The 18678-nt window shown below is 75.0% G+C and carries 18 protein-coding genes and 1 pseudogene; 13 read left to right on the top strand and 6 right to left on the bottom strand.

The genetic code is table 11. The features are described from left to right. Positions 1 to 67 precede the first annotated feature (67 nt). Positions 68 to 769, bottom strand: a complete 702-nt coding sequence (locus ACGF7U_RS05115; protein WP_393103112.1) for an MBL fold metallo-hydrolase — start codon at positions 767 to 769, stop codon at positions 68 to 70. 171 nt (positions 770 to 940) lie between these two features. Continuing rightward, the gene (locus tag ACGF7U_RS05110) at positions 941 to 1387 is read right to left on the bottom strand and encodes an SRPBCC family protein (protein ID WP_250795157.1); all 447 of its coding nucleotides are present in this window, start codon (positions 1385 to 1387) and stop codon (positions 941 to 943) included. A 186-nt stretch (positions 1388 to 1573) separates the two neighbouring features. On the opposite strand from ACGF7U_RS05110, the gene ACGF7U_RS05105 reads away from it, so the two are divergent. Genes ACGF7U_RS05105 through gltX form a run of 3 tightly spaced genes read left to right on the top strand, consistent with a single transcriptional unit; the run spans position 1574 to position 5637 of the window. Next, the gene (locus ACGF7U_RS05105; protein WP_393103110.1) at positions 1574 to 2905 is read left to right on the top strand and encodes a GH1 family beta-glucosidase; all 1332 of its coding nucleotides are present in this window, start codon (positions 1574 to 1576) and stop codon (positions 2903 to 2905) included. After that, positions 2902 to 4179, top strand: coding sequence for an MFS transporter (locus tag ACGF7U_RS05100; RefSeq protein ID WP_393103108.1), 1278 nt, complete (start codon positions 2902 to 2904; stop codon positions 4177 to 4179). Before ACGF7U_RS05105 ends, ACGF7U_RS05100 begins: the two co-directional genes overlap by 4 nt. A 48-nt stretch (positions 4180 to 4227) precedes the next feature. Beyond that, positions 4228 to 5637: a glutamate--tRNA ligase gene (gene gltX / locus ACGF7U_RS05095; protein ID WP_393103106.1), complete on the top strand. Its 1410-nt coding sequence runs from the start codon at positions 4228 to 4230 to the stop codon at positions 5635 to 5637. A 232-nt stretch (positions 5638 to 5869) separates the two neighbouring features. On the opposite strand, the gene ACGF7U_RS05090 is transcribed toward gltX, so the two are convergent. Next, entirely contained in the window at positions 5870 to 6487 is a 618-nt protein-coding gene (locus ACGF7U_RS05090; RefSeq protein WP_393103104.1) for a copper resistance CopC family protein, read from the bottom strand. A 245-nt stretch (positions 6488 to 6732) separates the two neighbouring features. Here ACGF7U_RS05090 and ACGF7U_RS05085 point away from each other — a divergent pair, with 245 nt between their 5' ends. Next, positions 6733 to 7383 carry a hypothetical protein gene (locus ACGF7U_RS05085; protein WP_393103102.1) on the top strand — a complete coding sequence of 217 codons (651 nt, stop codon included), beginning with the start codon at positions 6733 to 6735 and terminating at the stop codon, positions 7381 to 7383. A gap of 22 nt (positions 7384 to 7405) precedes the next feature. On the opposite strand, the gene ACGF7U_RS05080 is transcribed toward ACGF7U_RS05085, so the two are convergent. Together ACGF7U_RS05080 and ACGF7U_RS05075 are read right to left on the bottom strand one after the other, a co-directional pair. Then, positions 7406 to 8332, bottom strand: coding sequence for an NADP-dependent oxidoreductase (locus ACGF7U_RS05080; protein WP_393103100.1), 927 nt, complete (start codon positions 8330 to 8332; stop codon positions 7406 to 7408). 36 nt (positions 8333 to 8368) lie between these two features. Further along, positions 8369 to 8710, bottom strand: coding sequence for a hypothetical protein (locus tag ACGF7U_RS05075; RefSeq protein WP_393103098.1), 342 nt, complete (start codon positions 8708 to 8710; stop codon positions 8369 to 8371). Between the two features lie 261 nt (positions 8711 to 8971). Here ACGF7U_RS05075 and ACGF7U_RS05070 point away from each other — a divergent pair, with 261 nt between their 5' ends. The 8 genes and pseudogenes from ACGF7U_RS05070 (at position 8972) to ACGF7U_RS05035 (ending at position 17343) form a co-directional block, all read left to right on the top strand. Continuing rightward, positions 8972 to 10162 carry a sensor histidine kinase gene (locus ACGF7U_RS05070; RefSeq protein ID WP_393103096.1) on the top strand — a complete coding sequence of 397 codons (1191 nt, stop codon included), beginning with the start codon at positions 8972 to 8974 and terminating at the stop codon, positions 10160 to 10162. A 16-nt stretch (positions 10163 to 10178) separates the two neighbouring features. Next, positions 10179 to 10847 carry a response regulator gene (locus ACGF7U_RS05065; RefSeq protein ID WP_393103094.1) on the top strand — a complete coding sequence of 223 codons (669 nt, stop codon included), beginning with the start codon at positions 10179 to 10181 and terminating at the stop codon, positions 10845 to 10847. A 26-nt stretch (positions 10848 to 10873) separates the two neighbouring features. Then, positions 10874 to 12157: pseudogene (locus tag ACGF7U_RS05060) on the top strand (PucR family transcriptional regulator); the annotation flags it as partial. Between the two features lie 78 nt (positions 12158 to 12235). Beyond that, positions 12236 to 13405: an acyltransferase domain-containing protein gene (locus tag ACGF7U_RS05055; RefSeq protein ID WP_393103092.1), complete on the top strand. Its 1170-nt coding sequence runs from the start codon at positions 12236 to 12238 to the stop codon at positions 13403 to 13405. Further along, a complete protein-coding gene (locus ACGF7U_RS05050; RefSeq protein WP_393103090.1) occupies positions 13402 to 14346 on the top strand; it encodes a beta-ketoacyl-ACP synthase III in 945 nt (314 codons plus the stop codon). The genes ACGF7U_RS05055 and ACGF7U_RS05050 overlap by 4 nt, the downstream gene beginning before the upstream one ends. Positions 14347 to 14430: 84 nt before the next feature. Continuing rightward, positions 14431 to 14670, top strand: coding sequence for an acyl carrier protein (locus ACGF7U_RS05045; RefSeq protein WP_007072348.1), 240 nt, complete (start codon positions 14431 to 14433; stop codon positions 14668 to 14670). A 2-nt stretch (positions 14671 to 14672) separates the two neighbouring features. Then, complete coding sequence (gene fabF, locus ACGF7U_RS05040; RefSeq protein ID WP_393103088.1) at positions 14673 to 15899, top strand: beta-ketoacyl-ACP synthase II; 1227 nt, start codon at positions 14673 to 14675, stop codon at positions 15897 to 15899. Positions 15900 to 15960: 61 nt separating this feature from the next. Next, entirely contained in the window at positions 15961 to 17343 is a 1383-nt protein-coding gene (locus tag ACGF7U_RS05035; RefSeq protein ID WP_393104119.1) for an acyl-CoA carboxylase subunit beta, read from the top strand. 54 nt (positions 17344 to 17397) lie between these two features. Here the strand turns inward: ACGF7U_RS05035 and ACGF7U_RS05030 are convergent, their stop codons facing one another. After that, on the bottom strand, positions 17398 to 17616 hold the full coding sequence (locus tag ACGF7U_RS05030) for a hypothetical protein (protein ID WP_393103086.1): 219 nt from the start codon (positions 17614 to 17616) through the stop codon (positions 17398 to 17400). Positions 17617 to 17703: 87 nt separating this feature from the next. Between ACGF7U_RS05030 and ACGF7U_RS05025 the strand changes: the two genes are divergently transcribed. Beyond that, positions 17704 to 18609: a MerR family transcriptional regulator gene (locus ACGF7U_RS05025; protein WP_393103084.1), complete on the top strand. Its 906-nt coding sequence runs from the start codon at positions 17704 to 17706 to the stop codon at positions 18607 to 18609. Positions 18610 to 18678 lie beyond the last annotated feature (69 nt).

Below are 18678 nucleotides of genomic sequence, written 5' to 3'. Positions count from 1 at the left end.
GTCCGGGACGCGACGGCGAGGGGCCCGGCACGGTGTCACCGTGCCGGGCCCCTCGTCGTCCGGGCGGTCAGCCCTCGGCGAGGGTGTCGGCGGTGGCCCGTAGCCGGTCCCCGGCGCCGGACAGCACCGGCTCGCCGTGCCCGAAGCAGGCCACGTCGGAGTCGAGCGCGGCGAGCCGACGAAACGCCGCGGCGGTGCGGGCCCGGTCGAGGTGGAACACCCCGAAGATGACCTCACCGCCGTACTCGGCGGCCACGTCGCCGGTGAACAGGACGCGGTGGCGGGGCAGGTACAACGCGATGCTGCCATCGGTGTGCCCGGGCACGGCGAGCACCTGCGCGCCGTCGCCGAAGTCCAGTACGTCACCGTCGGAGACCTCCCGGTCCACCCGCACCGGCGGGGCCGGCGGGAGTCCGGCGGCGACCTGAGCGTGCAGGCCGCGTTCGAATTCGGTGAAGTTCGGCGGCGGGCCGGGCCGCTCGCCGCGCAGCACCGGCGCGTCCTGGCTGTGCGCGACGACCTCCACGTCACCCCACGCGGCCACCTCCGCTGCCGCGCCGGCGTGGTCGTCGTGGAAGTGGGTGAGGACCAGGCGGCGCAGGTCGGTCGGGGCGAGGCCGAGGCCGCGCAGGGCCGCCTCGATCGCCGGCCCGGACCCGGCGGGGCCGGCATCGACCAGGGTCACGCCGTCCTCGCCGGTCCAGAGGTACGCCTGGTAGCGGCCGAGCATGAGTCGGTTCAGGCGGCGACGGAGTCGTTCAGTGCTCATCGAAGCAGCGTAGGGAACACGGAACGCCACCTCGACGATCGTCTGCCGACGGCAGAACGCTGGCACCTCGGCGGCGAGCCGGCGTGCCCCGCCGAGTCGGTGGTGGCCCGGAGTCCCTGGCGGGGACACCGGGCCACCATCGTCGCGCGGGCGGCGCCAGGACCGGCCCGGTCAGCCGACGGCGGCCAGGTCGGTCAGCCGGGCGAGCGAGTCCTCCAGGTCGGCGCCGACCCTGCGCAGGCCGAGGCGGAGCAGGGCGGCCTTCACCGGACCGGCGGGCCAGCGCACGACGATGAGCCGCACGATCGTCCCGCCCTCCTCCTCGTCCGCGGTGAGCTGGACGTAGATCTCGGTGCGCGCCTCCGCCCGGGCACCGGCGCCCTTCGCGCGTTCGCGCCAGCCGATCAGGGTCGGCTCCTGGTAGGCGATCACCTCGGCCTCATGCGCCGCGCCACGTCCGGCCTGGACCAGTTGTCGGCGCCCGAAGCCCTCTCCCGATAGCACCTCGGCCGCACGGACCCCCGCCAGCCAGGCCGGCAACTGCTCGGCCCGCTGCACGACGTCCCAGACCGCTTCCACCGGCGCCATCACGTGCGCACTGCGTTCCACGAGGATCATTTCCGTCTTTCCTCCAGTGAGGACATCCCACGATATCGGCACTCTATGCGCAAATTCGGACGTACTAGGACGGGTTTGGAAAAGACACGCCGAAATCCATTGCGCTGCGGCGTCGTACGGCCTATGGCGCATCGCCCCACCGACCCCTAGAGTCGCGAGCACGATTCGCGTATGCCGGGAGGGCGCATGTCGACCGCAGCGATGCCCGAGTTCCCCGCCGGATTCCGCTGGGGAGTGTCCACCTCCGCCTACCAGATCGAGGGCGGCACCGACGCCGACGGGCGCGGACCGTCCATCTGGGACACCTTCGCCCACGCCCCCGGCCGGATCGCCGACGGCAGCACCGGCGACGTGGCCTGCGACCACTACCACCGGCACGCCGAGGACGTCGCGCTGCTGGCCGGGCTGGGCGTCTCGGCGTACCGCTTCTCGATCGCCTGGCCCCGGGTGCGGCCCACCGGCGACGGTCCGGTCAACGCCGCCGGGCTGGACTTCTACGACCGGCTGGTCGACGACCTGCTCGCCCACGGCGTCGACCCGGTCGCCACCCTCTTCCACTGGGACCTGCCGCAGCCCCTCGAGGACGCCGGCGGCTGGCTGAACCGCGACACCGCCCACCGCTTCGCCGAGTACGCCGACGCCACCGCGGCCCGCCTCGGCGACCGGGTCAAGCTCTGGATCACCCTGAACGAGCCGTTCATCCACATGAGCCTCGGCCACGCCACGGGCGAGCACGCCCCCGGCCGGACGCTGCTCTTCGACGCCTTCCCGGTCGCCCACCACCAGCTCCTCGGCCACGGCCTCGCCGTCGCCGCGCTGCGGGCGCGCGGCACGAGCCCGGTCGCGATCGCGAACAACTACTCGCCCGTGCGGCTCGCGGGGGACACCGACGCCGACCGGGCGGCGGGCGCGGCGTACGAGGCGCTGCACAACCGGCTCTTCACCGATCCGCTGCTCGGCCGGGGCTACCCCGCCGGGCTCGGCTTCGACGAGGCCGTGGTGCGCGCCGGCGACCTGGACCTCGTCGCCGCCCCGATCGACGTGCTGGGGGTCAACTACTACAACCCGACCGGCGTACGCGCCCCGGCGGCGGGCTCGCCCCTGCCGTTCGAGCTGGTGCCGCTGGAGGGGTACCCGCGCACCGCCTTCGACTGGCCGGTCGCCCCGGACGGACTGCGGGAGCTGCTCGGCTGGCTGCGCCGCACGTACGGCGACGACCTGCCGCCGATCCAGGTCACCGAGAGCGGCTGCGCGTACGACGACGTGCCCGACGCCGACGGCCGGGTGCACGACCCGGAGCGCGTCGCCTACCTCGACGGGCACCTGCGCGCCGTGCGCGCCGCCATCGACGACGGGGTGGACGTGACCGGCTACTTCGTCTGGTCGCTGCTGGACAACTGGGAGTGGGCGGAGGGCTTCACCAAGCGCTTCGGCCTGGTGCACGTCGACTTCGACACGCAGGCCCGTACCCCCAAGTCCTCGTACGCCTGGTTCCGTGACCTGACCAACCGGTCGTGACCACCGTCGACCCGACGCCCGCGTCGCTGCCGGCGGCGCTCGCCGAACCGACCGTGCCGGTCCGGCGGAGCTGGATCGCGCTGGTCTTCGCCGCGAACCTCGGGGTGTGGATGGCGTTCTTCACGCCGATCCAGGTGCTGCTGCCGCAGCAGGTGGAGCGGATCGCGCCGGCCGACAAGGAGGCCATGCTCGCCGTGGTCACCGGCCTCGGCGCGCTCGCCGCGGTGCTCGCCAATCCCCTGGCCGGGGCGCTGTCGGACCGGACCTGCCCGCGGCTGGGCGGGCGGGAGTTCGGCCGGCGGCACGTCTGGACCGCGGGCGGGGCGGTGCTCGGCGCGGCGGCCCTGGTGCTGCTGGCGCAGCAGCGGAGCGTCGCCGGGATCGCGCTCGGCTGGGTCGCCGCACAGGTCTGCTTCAACGCGATGCTGGCCAGCCTCACCGCCGCCGTGCCGGACCGGGTGCCGGTCGCCCAGCGGGGCGGCGTCTCCGGCTGGGTCGGCATCCCCCAGGCGCTGGCGCTCGTGCTCGGGGTGGTGCTGGTGACCGCCGTGGTGCGCGGCACCGCCGCCGGCTACGCCACGGTGGCGGTGGCGGTGCTGCTGCTGGCCCTGCCGTTCGCGCTGCTCACCGCCGACGACCCGCTGCCCCGGGCGCACCGGCCGGCGCTGCGGCCGCGCGCCCTGCTCGCCTCGATGTGGGTGTCGCCGCGCCGCCACCCCGACTTCGGCTGGGCCTGGATCACCCGGTTCCTGGTCCAGCTCGGCAACGCGCTCGGCACGCTCTACCTGCTCTACTTCCTCACCGACGAGGTGCGCCACGCCGACCCCGAGGGCGGCCTGCTGGTGCTGATCCTGCTCTACACGGCCGGCCTGGCGGGCACCGCCGTGGTGTCCGGGCGGCTGTCGGACCGCACCGGCCGGCGGAAGGTCTTCGTGATCACCGCTGGCGGGATCATGGCGGTCGCCGCGCTGTTGCTCGCCGTCGCGCCGCTCTGGCCGGTGGCCGTGGCCGCCGCGCTCCTGCTCGGCGCCGGCTACGGGGTCTACCTGTCGGTCGACGCCGCGCTGATCACCCAGGTGCTGCCGGCCGCGGCGGACCGGGCGAAGGACCTCGGCGTCATCAACATCGCCAACTCCGCCCCGCAGGTGCTCGGGCCGGCCCTCTCCGCCCCGCTCGTGGTGCACCTGGGCGGCTATCCCGCGCTCTACGCGGTCACCGCGGCGGTCACCGTACTCGGCAGCGTCCTGGTGCTGAAGATCCGCTCGGTGCCCTGAGCCGCACCCCTGGCGGAATCCGGTCGCGGGCGGCCGTAGGCTGGAGGCGTGACGGTACGTGTACGCTTCGCCCCTTCCCCGACCGGTATGTTCCACGTCGGCGGTGCCCGCTCCGCGCTGCAGAACTGGATCTACGCCAAGCAGCAGGGCGGGGTGTTCGTGCTCCGCATCGAGGACACCGACGCGGCCCGCAACAAGCCGGAGTGGACCGAGGGCATCCTCTCTGCGCTCGACTGGATCGGCATCGAACGCGGCAGCTACGAGGGCCCGTACTTCCAGTCGCAGTACGCCGGCGAGCACCGCGCCGCCGCCGCGCGGCTGCACGAGTCCGGCCGGGCGTACTACTGCGACTGCACCCGGGAGGCCGTGCAGGCCCGCACCGGCTCGCAGTACCAGGGCTACGACGGCTTCTGCCGGGACCGGGGCCTGACGCCCGGCGAGGGCCGCGCCCTGCGCTTCCGCACGCCGGACGAGGGCGAGACCGTGGTGGTCGACCTGATCCGCGGCGAGCCGACCTTCGAGAACAAGCTGATCGAGGACTTCGTCATCGCCCGGGGCGACGGCTCGCCGGTCTTCCTGCTGGCCAACGTGGTCGACGACATGACCATGGGGATCACCCACGTGATCCGGGCCGAGGAGCACCTGCCCAACACCCCCAAGCAGCAGCTGCTGTGGGACGCCCTCGGGGTCAAGCCGCCCGTCTGGGCCCACGTGCCGGTGGTGGTCAACGAGAAGCGGCAGAAGCTCTCCAAGCGCCGCGACAAGGTCGCCCTGGAGGCGTACCGGGACGAGGGCTACCTCGCCGCGGCGATGCGCAACTACCTGATACTGCTCGGCTGGGCGCCCTCGGGCGACCGGGAGATCGTGCCGTGGTCGGTGATCGAGGAGGAGTTCCGGCTGGCGGAGGTCAACCCCTCGCCGGCGTTCTTCGACGAGAAGAAGCTGCGCGCGTTCAACGGCGAGTACATCCGGGCGCTGCCGGTGGAGGAGTTCGTCGAGGCCTGCCGGCCGTGGCTGACCGGCACCGGCACGATCGCCCCGCCGCCGTGGCAGCCGGAGGAGTTCGACGCGGACGCCTTCGCGGCCGTGGCTCCGCTGGCGCAGACCCGCATCGCGGTGCTCAGCGAGATCGTGCCGAACGTCGACTTCCTCTTCCTCGCCTCGCCGCTGATCGACGAGGCCGCCTGGGCCAAGGCGATGAAGGAGGGCTCGGCGGAACTGCTGGACGCCGCCACGGCGGCGTTCGAGGCACTGGAGTCCTGGGACGCGGAGACGCTGAAGTCGACGCTGGAGGCGGTCGGCGCCGAGCGCGGCCTCAAGCTCGGCAAGGCCCAGGCGCCGGTCCGCGTCGCGGTCACCGGCCGCACCGTCGGCCTGCCGCTGTTCGAGTCGCTGGAGGTGCTCGGTCGCGAGCGCACGCTCAGCCGGCTGCGCGCCGCCCGGGTCCGGCTGGTCTGAGCAGGATCGGGTGGGGCGATCCGGCCGCGTCCGGATCGGCCCGGCCGGTCCGGGCGCCCGACCCCGCCGGCTTGACCGGGCCGGGCGCATGGGCCCCGCCGGCTTGACCGAGCCCGCGTCGACCCCGCCGGCTTGACCGGCCGGGCTCGCCCGTCGCGGACCGAGCCGGGCCGGCGCGGGCCGGGCTCGGCCGCCCGCCCCCGGTCGGGGCGGGCGCGCCGGTCAGCGGCGGTCAGCGCCGGGCGGAGCGGCGACGGAGCAGCAGGCCCGCCGCGAGGGCGGCCACGGCCACCACGCCACCGAGCGCCCACAGCCAGCCCCGTCCGGCCGAGCCCTCGCTCCGCCCGGCCGCCGGGACCGCGGCCACCGTCGTACCACCGCCCGTCGGTGCGGGCACGGCGGAGGTGGGCCCGGCGGAGCCGGACGGCGACGGCGACGGCGGCGGGGTGGTCGGACCGGTCGACGGGGGCGGTTCGGCGGGGGTGCCGGTGGTCAGCGTGAACCGCACCTCGCCGGAGACCGGGTGCCCGTCGCTGGACGCCAACCGGTAGCCGACGACGTACAGCCCCGCCCGGCCCGGCTTGAACGGGACGCTCACCCGGGAGCCGGAGAAGGTCGGCGCGCCGCCGAGCGCGACCACGTTGTCCGGCCCGGTGACTGTGATCTTCGTCGTGCCCGGGTCCGGCTTCGCCAGGAACCGGAGCTCGATCCGGGCCGGCGCCTGCGCCACCCGGGCGCCGTTGCGCGGATCGCTGCCGGTCAGCGAGTTGTGCGCGGCGGCCGGCGCGGCCGGCAGCACCAACGACACACCGAGCGCCACGCCGACCACCACTGGCCAGGTACGCGCCACGCGTGGGACCCTGCCCCCCATGAACCCCTCCGTAAAGGTACGATCCGCCCGCTGATCAACGGCTGCCGCTCATTAGTCGGGCCGGGATCGCAGATAGTTCCAATTACTGTTCCACGAGCTGCAACCGATCGACGTTCTGCGGAGTCTTGAGAGTGGCACCCGGTGTGCGGGTTCGGTCACTCCGTCGGCCAATCAACGCGTGACCTGCAGCAAAGCCATCCATCGAACGGGGCGAGGAGGCGGCGATGGTCCGGACGATGCGGCGACTGGTCGCGGTGCTGACGGGCGGGCTCGCGGCGACGGTCCTGTCGCTCGGTCTCGCGACAGCGGCGAAGGCGGCGCCGAAGCCGCCGCCGGCCGGTGTGGAGATCACCGGCGAGGGGCTGGCCGAGCCGCTGCGGTTGCGCGCCGACGCCCATCCGGCCCACGTGCTGGCGATCATCGACCAGGTCAACTTCCTCGGCCGCACCGGGCAGGCCAGCGGCCCGAAGGCGGCCGACCTCGGTCCGAAGTACACGGTCGTGGTGTTCGCCGGGGACGTCCCGAAGCAGACGTACGACCTCTACCCGAAGGCGGTCGGCGGGCCGCGGGTCTACCGGCCGGCCAAGCAGCCGGACGCCCGCAGGACCGCGGCCGGGTGGTTCCTCGGCCGGCTCACCATGTCCGAGACGCTCCGCACCGCGGGCGTGCCGCTGGAGCGGCAGTTCGACACGGTCAGCGGCGGCGTCGGCGGCGGCGAGCGGGTCATCCCGGAGGACGCGCTCAACCCGGCGAAGGACATCGACGAGGCCCTCGGCGAGTTGCAGCGGCTGCTGCTGCTCAACGTGGCGGTGGTGCTGGTGATCACGTCCGGTCTCGCCGGGATCGCGCTGCTGGTCCGCCGCCGCACCCGCTGACGGGCCGTCCGGGCCCGCCCGGTCAGATCTCCAGGACGACCTTGCCGCGCACGTGCCCCGCCGCCACCAGGCGGTGCGCGTCGGCGGCCTGCGCCAGCGGGAACCTCCGTTCCACGTGGACGGTCAGCCGCCCGGCGTCGACCAGCCCGCCGAGCACGCTCAGGTCCGCCGTCGACGGTTTGACGAACATGTAGCTGCCGCCCAGCCGGGCAACGTGCTCGGGGTCGGCTGTGGAGATCAGCCGGGCGGGCCGGGTGAGCAGCTCGGCCGAGACGTCGAGCGACTCGCCGCCGAAGAGGTCGAGCGCGACGTCGATCCCGTGCGGCGCGAGCGCGCGGACGCGGTCGGCCAGGCCGTCGCCGTACGCGACCGGCTCGGCGCCCAGGGAGCGGACGAAGTCGTGGTTGTCCGGGCCGGCGGTGCCGATCACGCGGTCGGCGCCGAGCGCGCGGGCGATCTGGACGGCGAGGTGGCCCACCCCGCCGGACGCGCCGTGCACCAGCACCGTGTCGCCGGCGCCCGTGCGGGCCAACTGGAGCGCCTGGTACGCGGTGAGCCCGGCCAGCGGCAGGCCACCCGCCTCCGCCCAGGACGCCTGCACCGGCTTGTCCGCCAGCGCCCGCTCCGGCGCCGGCACGAACTCGGCGTACGTGCCGTGCTGGATGTGGTCGCGCCGGACGTAGCCGATGACCTCGTCGCCCACCACGAACCCGCTGACCGCCGGGCCGACCGCCGCCACCACCCCGGCGGCGTCCCAGCCGGGTACGAGCGGGAAGTGGCTCGGGAAGGCGCCGGCCAGGTGCCCCTCGCGCACCTTCCAGTCGACCGGGTTGACCCCGGCTGCCCGGACCCGCACAAGGACCGTGTCCGGGCCGACGGGCGGGGTCGGAAGATCCCGGAGAGTCAGCAGGTCGGCCGGGCCGTACGCGTCGATCGCGATCGCCTTCACACCGACCACGCTAGCGGCCCGACGGCGCGCCCGTGGTCAGCACCAGCGGCGTGGCGGTCGCTCCCGGCGGACGGCACGCTGCCGGGGGCGGACCGGGCCGTGCCGGTGCGCGCCGGCCCAGCCGGGCAGGTCGCTGCGGCAACTCTGCGCCTCCGCCGGCTCGGCCTCGCCGGGCAGGGCCTCCTCGGCGGCGCGCTGCCGCGGCACCGGGACGTCCTTGTCGACGCCCTCCGGCACACGACCGGAGGGCTCCGGCGCGTGCGCCGGGAACCCGCCGGGCAGTCGGCGGTGGTGCTTGGCGGCCGCCTGCTGCTCGTGGTGGCCCGTCCGGCAGGGCTCACCCTGGGCGCAGCCGTGCTCGGCCTCCCCGTGCGCCATCCGGTCTCCTCACGCTCGCCACGCCCGCCGGGGTCGCCCCGACGTGCCCTGTCACCGTACTGGCCGGCGCCGACGGGCCGTGCAGCCGGACCCGGGTCGGCGCCACGCCCGGCGCGACGAGATCGTCTTCCGGGACTGGCGCGGTTCCGGCGGCCGGGCCGGCGGAGCGGGGCGGCGTACATCTTTCGGCGGGGGTGGGGCGGGCCGGGGTCCTCCACGGGTCGGAGCCCGGCCGCCGGCGGGTGTGGTGGGATCGGGGCCATGCGAGCGCCGACGTGGCTCGGGCCCGGCACCGCCGGCCGCGACCTGCTGCTCGCCGCCGCGTCCCTGGCCGGCGGCGTGGTGATGTACGGCCTGGGCACGCAGCCGCAGCTGTCCTGGCAGCCGGGGGCGCCCGAGCCGCTGTTCCTGCTGCCGCTCGCGGCGACCTGCGTGGCGGTGGGCCTGCGCCGGGTGGCCACCCGGACCAGCCTGGCGCTCGGCACGGTGGCGGTGGTCGCCGACCTCGCGATGGGCGGCTCGCTGGCCACCGTGCTCGTCTACACGCAGGTGCTCTACGACGCGTGCGTGTTCGGTTCGGCGCGGACCTGGCGGTGGCTGCTGCGGGTCATGGTCGGGCTGAGCGTGCTCGGCACGGCGGCGGGGATGCTGCTGACCGGTGACTGGCGGGGCGTGGGTTTCGGGGCGCCGGTGGTGCTGGCCGGGGTGCTGCCGGTGCTGACGGGGATCAGCGTGCGGCAGTACCGGGACCAGGCGGCGGCCGAGCGGGCCCGGGCCGAGCAGACCGCGCGGCTGGCGGAGCTGGACCGGCGGCAGGCGGTGAGCGCGGAGCGGGCCCGCATGGCCCGGGAGCTGCACGACGTGATCGCCAACCACCTGAGCGCGGTGGCCATCCACGCCACGGCCGCGCTCTCCGTGCCGGGCCTCGACCGGGCCCAGGTCCAGTCGGCGCTGCGGGTGATCCGGGAGAACAGCGTGCAGGGCCTGGCCGAGATGCGGCAGATGATCGGCCTGCTGCGGGAGCCGGCGGAGGGCGGGGAGGTCGTCGACGCGACGGACGAGTCGACCCGGGCGCGGTTGAGCGAGGTGGACGGGCTCATCGACCGGGCCCGCGCCGCCGGGCTGGCGGTCCGGGTGACCCGCCGCGGCGAGCCCCGCTCCCTGCCGGTGGGGGTGGACCTGGCCGCGTACCGCATCGTGCAGGAGTCGCTGACCAACGCGCTCAAGCACGGCGCCGGCGAGGCCGACCTGCTGGTCGCGTACGAGCCGGCGGGGGTGGTGGTGGGCGTGGAGAACCCGGTGGGCGCCGGCGGTGGCGCGCCGACCGGCGCGGGCGCCGGCCTGATCGGGATGCGGGAGCGGGCGGTGCTGCTCGACGGCCGGTTCTCCGCCGGCCGGACACAGGGCCGCTGGCGGGTACGGGTGGAGCTGCCGACGGGGCAGGCGACGTGAGGCGACGGGACGTGTCATGGCCGAGGTGATCCGGGTGCTGCTCGCCGACGACCAGCCGGCGGTGCGGGCGGGGCTGGCGCTGATCCTGGCCGGCGCGCCCGGCGTGGCCGTGGTGGGCGAGGCCGACGACGGCGCGGAGGCCGTCCGGCTCTGCCGCGAGCTGCGGCCGGACGTGGCGGTCATGGACGTGCGGATGCCCCGGCTGGACGGCATCTCGGCCACCCGGGAGATCGTCGCCGACCGGCTCGCCGACGTGCTGGTGCTCACCACCTTCGACCTCGACGAGTACGTCTTCGGCGCGCTGCGCGCCGGCGCGGCCGGCTTCGTGCTGAAGGACACCGACGCCGAGGGGCTGGTGGCGGCGGTGCGGACGGTGGCCCGGGGCGAGGGGTTCATCGCCCCGGCGGTGACCCGCCGCCTGATCACCGCGTTCGCGGCGACCGCGCCGGCCGCCTCCGGGGCGACCCGGGCGGCGGTGGCGGCGCTGACCCCCCGCGAGCGCGACGTGCTGGCCTGTCTCGGGCTCGGGCTGTCCAACCAGCAGATCGCCGACCGGCTGGCGATGGCGGAGAGCACCACCAAGACGCACGTCAGCCGGATCCTCGCCAAGCTCGACCTGCGCAGCCGGGTGCAGGCCGCCATCCTGGCCCAGGAGCTGGGGCTGCCCGCTCCCCCGCCCGCCTGATCCGACCCCCGCCCGGCGTGAAGGTCCAGGTCGGGGCGTGTCAGGCTGGAGCGGTGAGCGAGCCGGGCGGTACGGAGCTGTCGGCCACGCTGCGCCGGATCGAGCGGGCGGCGGGGGCGCTGGCCACCGCCAGCGTGGCCCGGATGGACGAGACCCTGCCCTGGTTCCGCGACCTGCCGGCCGACCACCGCTCCTGGGTGATGCTGGTGGCCCAGGCCGGCGCCCGGTCGCTGGTGCAGTGGCTGCGCGACGGCGGCGGCACGGCGGACAGCACCCAGGAGGTCTCCGACGAGGTCTTCGCCACCGCGCCGCAGGCGCTGGCCCGCTCGATCAGCCTCCAGCAGACGGTGGCGCTGATCAAGGTGATGATCGACGTCGTCGAGGAGCAGGTCGCCCACCTGGCCGCGCCCGGCGAGGAGCAGCAGCTGCGCGAGGCGGTGCTGCGGTTCTCCCGGGAGATCGCCTTCGCCGCCGCGCGGGTGTACGCGCGGGCCGCCGAGTCCCGCGGCTCGTGGGACGCCCGGTTGCAGGCGTTGCTGGTGGACGCGCTGCTGCGGGGCGACTCGCCGGACGTGCTGGCCAGCCGGGCGGCGGCGCTCGGCTGGGCGGACGCCCCGCCGGTGGCGGTGGCGGTGGGCCGCTCCCCCGGCGGCGAGGTGTCCGCCGTGCTGCACACGGTGCACCGGCAGGCCCGGCGCATCGGTACGGAGGTGATCGGCGGGGTGCACGGCGACCGGCTGGTCATCGTGCTCGGGGGCGCGGCCGATCCCGTCGCGGCCACCGGCAAGCTGCTCAGCGCGTTCGGGGACGGGCCGGTGGTGGTCGGCCCGGCCGTGCCGAGCCTGGACGAGGCGACCGAGTCGGCGCGGGCCGCGCTGGCCGGTTTCCGGGCCGCGCCCGCCTGGCCGACCGCGCCCCGGCCGGTGCCGGCGGGCGAGCTGCTGCCGGAGCGGGCGCTGGCCGGTGACGCGGAGGCGCGCCGGCGGCTGCGGCACGACGTCTACGCGGCGCTCGTGCGGGCCGGCGGGGAGCTGCTGGAGACCCTGGACGCGTTCTTCGCGGCCGGCGGCACGCTGGAGAGCGCCGCGCGCTCCCTCTTCGTGCACCCGAACACGGTGCGCTACCGGCTGCGGCGGGTCGCGGACGTGACCGGCTTCTCGCCGCTCGCCGCGCGCGACGCGTTCGCGCTCCAGGTGGCGCTCACCGTCGGCCGGCTCGACCCGGTGGTCCCGGTGGTCCCAACCCAGACATTGGCCCCAGCAGTCCGGAAAACATCACAGTCAGGTGACGATCACCGCCGATTTTTGTAGGATCCCTCCAAAGGTTCTAGTGCGGTTTGGTTGAGCGCGGCACAGCGCTACCCACGCGTATCCGGGAGAGTCATAGACGTGCTCGCCGTACTCTCTCCCGGCCAGGGTTCCCAGAAACCCGGCTTCCTGACTCCCTGGCTCGACCTGACCGGCGCCGAGGCGCGGCTGCGCTGGTGGTCGGCGCTGGCCGGAGTCGACCTGGTGCACCTCGGCACCGCGGCCGACGCCGACGAGATCAAGGACACCGCCCGCACCCAGCCGCTGCTGGTCGCGGCGGCGCTGCTCGCCGCCGAGCACCTGCCGATGCACGACGTCACGCTCACCGCCGGCCACAGCGTCGGCGAGCTGGGCGCGGCGGCGCTCGCCGGGGTGCTCCCGGCAGAGGCCGCGATCACCCTCGCCGGCGTACGCGGCCGCGAGATGGCCGCCGCCTGCGCGCTGGAGCCGACCGGGATGGCCGCCGTGCTGGGCGGGGACCCGGACGAGGTGCTCGCCACCATCGCCGCGCACGGGCTGCACCCGGCCAACCGCAACGGCGCCGGCCAGTTCGTCGCCGCCGGCGCGGTCGCGGGGCTGGAGAAGCTCGCCGCCGAGCCGCCGGCCAGGGCCCGGGTGATCCGCCTCAAGGTGGCCGGCGCCTTCCACACCCCGTACATGGCCCCCGCCGAGGCCGCGCTCGCCGCCGTCGCGGCGGGGATCACCCCCGCCGACCCGGCCCGGATCCTGCTGTCCAACCTCGACGGCGCCGCGGTCAACCACGGGCGCGAGATGGTGCAGCGACTGGTCCGGCAGGTCACCGCGCCGGTGCGCTGGGACCTCTGCATGCGCACGCTGGCCGATCTCGGGGTGACCGGCGTGATCGAGCTGCCCCCGGCCGGCACCCTCGCGGGCCTTGTCAAGCGGGAGCTCAAGGACGTCGGCCTCCCGGAGATCGTCACCCTGAACACCCCGGACGACCTGCCCGCCGCGCGGGACCTGATCGCCCGGCACGGCATGGCGCCGAGCCACGAGCCGACCATGCAGTTCCGCGTGGTGGTGGCCCCGTCGGCCGGCACCTTCGAGCCGGCGGAGGGCCTCGCCGAGGGCGAGACGCTCGACGCGGGGCAGGTCGTCGGTCACATCGTCACCCGGCAGGGCCCGGTCGAGGTGACCGCGCACGCCAGCGGGGTGCTCACGGAGTGGCTCGCCCACCACGACGACCCGGTCGCGCCGGGCCAGCCGCTCGTTCGCATCGGAGGTCACGCATGACCGGCAGTCGGATCCTCGCCATGGGGCACTACCAGCCCTCCCGGGTGGTCACCAACGACGAGATCGCGCAGCTGGTGGAGACCAGCGACGAGTGGATCCGCGACCGGGTCGGCATCGTCACCCGGCGGATCGCCGACGGTGAGTCGGTCACCGACATGGCCGCCGCCGCGGCCGGCAAGGCGCTGGCCAACGCCGGCCTCACCGCCGCCGACATCGACCTGGTCGTGGTGGCCACCTGCAGCGCCGTCGACCGCAGCCCGAACGTGGCCTGCCGGGTCGCCGCCCGGCTCGGCATCACCGCGCCCGGGGCGTACGACATCAACACCGCCTGCTCCGGCTTCGCCTACGCGCTCGGCACGGTGGACCACGCCATCCGGGCCGGCGCCTCGCGCAACGCGCTCGTCATCGGCGCGGAGAAGCTCTCCGACATCACCGACTGGACGGACCGCTCGACCTGCATCATCTTCGCCGACGGCGCCGGCGCCGCCGTGGTGACGGCCACCGCCGAGGACGAGCCCGCCGGCATCGGCCCGGTGGTCTGGGGCTCGGCCCCGGAGAAGAGCGACGCGGTACGCATCGAGGGCTGGCGGCCCTACATCCAGCAGGAGGGGCAGTCGGTCTTCCGCTGGGCCACCACCGAGCTGGCGCCGCTGGCCCGGCAGGCGTGCGAACGCGCCGGGGTGGACCCGTCCGAGCTGGCCGCCTTCGTGCCGCACCAGGCCAACGCCCGGATCATCGACGGCATCGTCAAGCGGCTCGGCATCCCGGACGCGATCATCGCCAAGGACATCGTCGAGTCCGGCAACACCTCGGCGGCGAGCGTGCCGCTGGCCCTGTCCAAGCTGGTCGAGCGGCGGGAGGTGCCCTCGGGCGCCCCGGTGCTGCTCTTCGGCTTCGGCGGTGGCCTGACCTACGCCGGTCAGGTCGTCCGCTGCCCCTGAAGCCCCTTCGGCGCGCCAGCGCCGGGGAGTGACGGCCGGCGTCGTCGGCCGTCGAGTGAAACCGATGAGAGGAACCAACCGCAAATGACCCGTGACGAGATCACCGCCGGCCTCGCCGAGATCCTCGAAGAGGTTGCCGGGGTGAACCCGGACGACGTGGCCGAGGGGAAGTCCTTCACCGACGACCTGGACGTCGACTCGCTCTCCATGGTGGAGGTCGTGGTGGCGGCCGAGGAGAAGTTCGGCGTCAAGATCCCGGACAACGAGGTGCAGAACCTGAAGACCGTCGGGGACGCCGTCAGCTACATCGAGGCGCAGTCCTGATCATGGCGCACACCGACGTCGTCGTCACCGGGCTCGGCGCGACCACCCCGCTGGGCGGGGACGTCGCGTCGACCTGGGACGCCATGCTCGCCGGCCGCTCCGGGGTGGGTGCGCTCACCTCGGAGTGGGCCGAGCAACTGCCGGTCCGGATCGCCGCCCAGCTCGCGGTGGAGCCCACCGGTCTGCTCGACCGGGTCAAGCTGCGCCGGCTGGACCGTTCCGAGGCGATCGCGATCATCGCGGCGCAGCAGGCCTGGGCCGACGCCGGCCTGGCCGACTCCGGGCTGGACCCGGACCGGCTGGGTGTCAGCGTCGGTTCGGGCATCGGCGGCGCGCTGACGCTGCTCGCCCAGGACGACATCCTGGAGGCGTCGGGGCCGCGGCGGGTCTCCCCGCACACCATCCCGATGCTGATGCCCAACGGCCCCGCCGCCTGGGTGGGGCTGGAGCTCGGCGCGAGGGCGGGGGTGCACTCCGTGGCCAGCGCCTGCGCGACCGGCGCCGAGGCGATCGCGCTCGGCCTGGACATGATCCGCGCCGGCCGCGCCGACGTGGTGGTGGCCGGCGGCACCGAGGCGGTCATCCACCAGCTGCCGATCGCCGGCTTCAGCTCGATGCGGGCGATGTCGACCCGCAACGACGAGCCGGAGCGGGCCTCCCGGCCGTGGGACAAGGGCCGCGACGGCTTCGTGCTCGGCGAGGGCGCCGGCATCGTGGTGCTGGAGCGCGCGGAGCACGCCGCCGCCCGGGGCGCCCGGGTCTACGCCCGGCTGGCCGGCGCCGGGATCACCTCCGACGGCTACGACATCGTCCAGCCGCACCCGGAGGGGGAGGGCGCGATCCGGGCGATCGCGAAGGCGATCGCGGACGCGGGCGTGGCGAAGCAGGACATCGTGCACGTCAACGCGCACGCCACGTCGACCCCGGTCGGCGACATCGCCGAGATCACCGCGCTGCGGGCCGCGCTGGGCGACCACCCGGTGCTGAGCGCGACGAAGTCGATGACCGGGCACCTGCTGGGCGCGGCGGGGGCGCTGGAGTCGATCGCCACCGTCCTGGCGATCCGCGACGGTGTCGTCCCCCCGACGATCAACCTCGACGACCCGGACGACGGCCTCACCCTGGACGTGGCCGCCCACAAGGCGCGCCACATGGACATCCCCGCCGCGCTGAACAACTCGTTCGGCTTCGGCGGCCACAATGTGGCTCTCGTCTTCACGCGGGCCTGAGACCACAGCCTTGGAGGCGCACGTGACCACCACCGCCGTTGGCGCGGACACATCATCCGTCGTGGACCATCGGGATCCGGAGTTGCGGCTGCGGGCCCTGTTCGACGCCGGTTCGCTGCGGCTGGCGTCGCCGCGGGACACGTCCGGCGTGCTCTGGGCGCGGGGCGAGATCGAGGGCGCCCCGGTGATCGCGTACGCCACCGACGCCACGAAGATGGGCGGCGCGATGGGCGCGGAGGGGTGCCGGCACGTCGTCGACGCGATCGACGCCGCCGTGCGGGAGCGGGTGCCGGTGCTCGGCCTGTGGCACTCCGGTGGGGCGCGGCTGGCCGAGGGCGTGGTCGCGCTCGACGCCGTCGGCCAGGTGTTCGCCGCGATGGTGCGCGCCTCGGGGCGGGTGCCGCAGATTTCGGTGGTGCTCGGCCCGGCGGCCGGCGGCGCCGCGTACGGGCCGGCGCTGACCGACATCGTGGTGATGAGCGGCGCGGGGCGGATCTTCGTCACCGGCCCCGAGGTGGTGCGCAGCGTCACCGGCGAACAGGTCGACATGGAGCGCCTGGGCGGGCCGGAGCCGCACGGCCGCCGTTCCGGTGTCGTCCACGTGACCTGCAAGGACGACGAGTCGGCCCTGGGCGAGGCACGTAAGCTCGCCGCGCTGCTGGGCCGGCAGGGCCGCCTGTCGCCGGACGACGTGACCGGCGACGACGGGCACGACCTGGCCGCGAAGATGCCCGCCGAGACCAACCGCGCCTACGACGTCAAGCCGGTGGTCAAGGCGCTGCTGGACGCCCCCGGGGTGGAGTTGCACGCCAAGTGGGCCCCGAACGTGGTGACCACCCTGGGCCGCTTCGCCGGCCGCACGGTCGGGGTGATCGCGAACAACCCGCTGCGCCTGGGTGGCTGCCTGGACGCCTCCAGCGCCGAGAAGGCGGCCCGGTTCGTGCGGATGTGCGACTCGCTCGGCGTGCCGCTGATCGTGCTGGTCGACGTGCCCGGCTACCTACCCGGCCTGGGCCAGGAGTGGGACGGCGTGGTGCGCCGCGGCGCGAAGCTGCTGCACGCCTTCGCCGAGGCCGTGGTGCCGCGGGTGACCCTGGTGACCCGCAAGGCGTACGGCGGGGCGTACATCGCGATGAACTCCCGCTCCCTCGGCGCGACCGCCGTGTTCGCCTGGCCGAACGCGGAGGTCGCGGTGATGGGCGCCAGCGCGGCGGTGAACATCCTGCACCGCAAGAAGCTGGCTGCCGTCCCGGCCGAGGAGCGGGAGGCGCTGCGCGCCCAGCTGATCGAGGAACAGACCCGCGTCGCCGGCGGCGTCAACCGTGCCCTCGAGATCGGCGTGGTCGACGACGTCATCAAGCCCGCCGAGACCCGCCGGCGGATCGCCGAGGCGCTCGCCGCCGCCCCGGCGGCCCGGGGCGCGCACGGCAACATCCCGCTGTAGTCGCACGTACCGTCGAGGGGCCCGCGCTCGCCGCGCGCGGGCCCCTCGCGTCACTCAGCCACGGTTGCGGGGGTGCTGCCGGGCGGCCCGCTCGTTGCCCCGGCGGTAGTTGCCGGTCCACCGGGCCATCACGAGCTGCGGGTCGTCGCCGACCTCGGCGAGGAACTCCGCCGCCCGACCGCCGCGCAGCGTGCCCGCCGCCCGCCCGTGATGGGTGATCACCACGGTGCCGTCCGGCCGCTCGACGTACGCGAATCCCTGTGCCGTTCCCATGGCGCAGAGGATGCCAGCCGCGGCGGGCGACCGCGAGCCCGTTTCCGGGTTGACTCTCCAGCGGCTGGAGACAGGAGGCTCTTCGACGTGGACGACCGCACCGACCTGTTCACCATCGGGCAGCTCGCCCGCCGGACCGGCCTGTCGATCCGGACCATCCGCTTCTGGTCCGACCTCGACCTGCTGCCGCCCACCGCCCGCTCGGCCGGCGGGTACCGGCTCTACGACGCGGCGGCCGTGGCCCGGCTGGACCTCGTCCGCAGCCTGCGGGAGCTGGGGATCGGCCTGGACGACGTCCGCCGGATCCTGCAGCGGCGGACCAGCGTCCGGGAGGTGGCGCAGGCGCACGCCCGCGCCCTGGACGCGGAGATCCGGGCGCTGCGGCTGCGCCGGGCGGTGCTGCGGTCGGTCGCCCGACGTGGCAGCACGAACGAGGAGTTGAGACTGATGAACGACCTGGCCCGCCTCTCCGCCCGGGAGCGGCAGCAGATCATCGACGACTTCGTCGCCGAGGTGTTCGTCGGCGTGGAGCCCGGCCCCGGCGGCGACGGGCTGGCCCGGGCGATGCGGGCGCTCCCCGCCGACCTGCCCGACGAGCCCACCGACGAGGAGGTGGACGCCTGGGTCGAGCTGGCCGAGCTGGTCGCCGACCCGGACTTCCGCCAGCGGGTCCGCGCGATGGCGGTGGCCGGGGCCGGGGGCACCGCGACGCCGCCCCCGCAGCCGATGTCCTCGATCGAGTCGGCGCGCGCCGCGCTCGCGGCCGGCATCGCACCGGACTCGGCAGAGGCGCGGGCGGTACTCGACGAGATGGTCGATCCCGGGCTGTCCCGGAACGAACGGCTGGCGCTCGCGGACGACATCGAGGCGTTCACCGACCGGCGGGTGGAGCGGTACTGGCAGCTGATCGGGGTGCTCAACCGGCGGCCGCCCTTCCCGCCCGCGGTGCCCGCCGCAGAGTGGCTGATCGCCGCCCTGCGCGCGGCCCCCTAGGTGAACCAGGTTGACGCGGGCTCTCCGCCCCGTTTTGATGGGCCGGCTCTTCATCGTCAACGGGGAATG

The organism is Micromonospora sp. NPDC047670 (genome assembly GCF_043204915.1).
GTDB lineage: Bacteria > Actinomycetota > Actinomycetes > Mycobacteriales > Micromonosporaceae > Micromonospora.
This window is presented reverse-complemented; position numbering and strand designations above follow the sequence as displayed.

What these genes read in the sequence shown, in the direction of transcription:
- ACGF7U_RS05085 (WP_393103102.1), top strand. Translation starts at nt 6,733, where the DNA reads ATGGTCCGGACGATGCGGCGACTGGTCGCGGTGCTGACGGGCGGGCTC.
- ACGF7U_RS05105 (WP_393103110.1), top strand. Translation starts at nt 1,574, where the DNA reads ATGTCGACCGCAGCGATGCCCGAGTTCCCCGCCGGATTCCGCTGGGGA.
- ACGF7U_RS05075 (WP_393103098.1), bottom strand. Translation starts at nt 8,710, where the DNA reads ATGGCGCACGGGGAGGCCGAGCACGGCTGCGCCCAGGGTGAGCCCTGC.
- ACGF7U_RS05030 (WP_393103086.1), bottom strand. Translation starts at nt 17,616, where the DNA reads ATGGGAACGGCACAGGGATTCGCGTACGTCGAGCGGCCGGACGGCACC.
- fabF (WP_393103088.1), top strand. Translation starts at nt 14,673, where the DNA reads ATGGCGCACACCGACGTCGTCGTCACCGGGCTCGGCGCGACCACCCCG.
- ACGF7U_RS05110 (WP_250795157.1), bottom strand. Translation starts at nt 1,387, where the DNA reads ATGATCCTCGTGGAACGCAGTGCGCACGTGATGGCGCCGGTGGAAGCG.
- ACGF7U_RS05050 (WP_393103090.1), top strand. Translation starts at nt 13,402, where the DNA reads ATGACCGGCAGTCGGATCCTCGCCATGGGGCACTACCAGCCCTCCCGG.
- ACGF7U_RS05115 (WP_393103112.1), bottom strand. Translation starts at nt 769, where the DNA reads ATGAGCACTGAACGACTCCGTCGCCGCCTGAACCGACTCATGCTCGGC.
- ACGF7U_RS05065 (WP_393103094.1), top strand. Translation starts at nt 10,179, where the DNA reads ATGGCCGAGGTGATCCGGGTGCTGCTCGCCGACGACCAGCCGGCGGTG.
- ACGF7U_RS05045 (WP_007072348.1), top strand. Translation starts at nt 14,431, where the DNA reads ATGACCCGTGACGAGATCACCGCCGGCCTCGCCGAGATCCTCGAAGAG.
- ACGF7U_RS05070 (WP_393103096.1), top strand. Translation starts at nt 8,972, where the DNA reads ATGCGAGCGCCGACGTGGCTCGGGCCCGGCACCGCCGGCCGCGACCTG.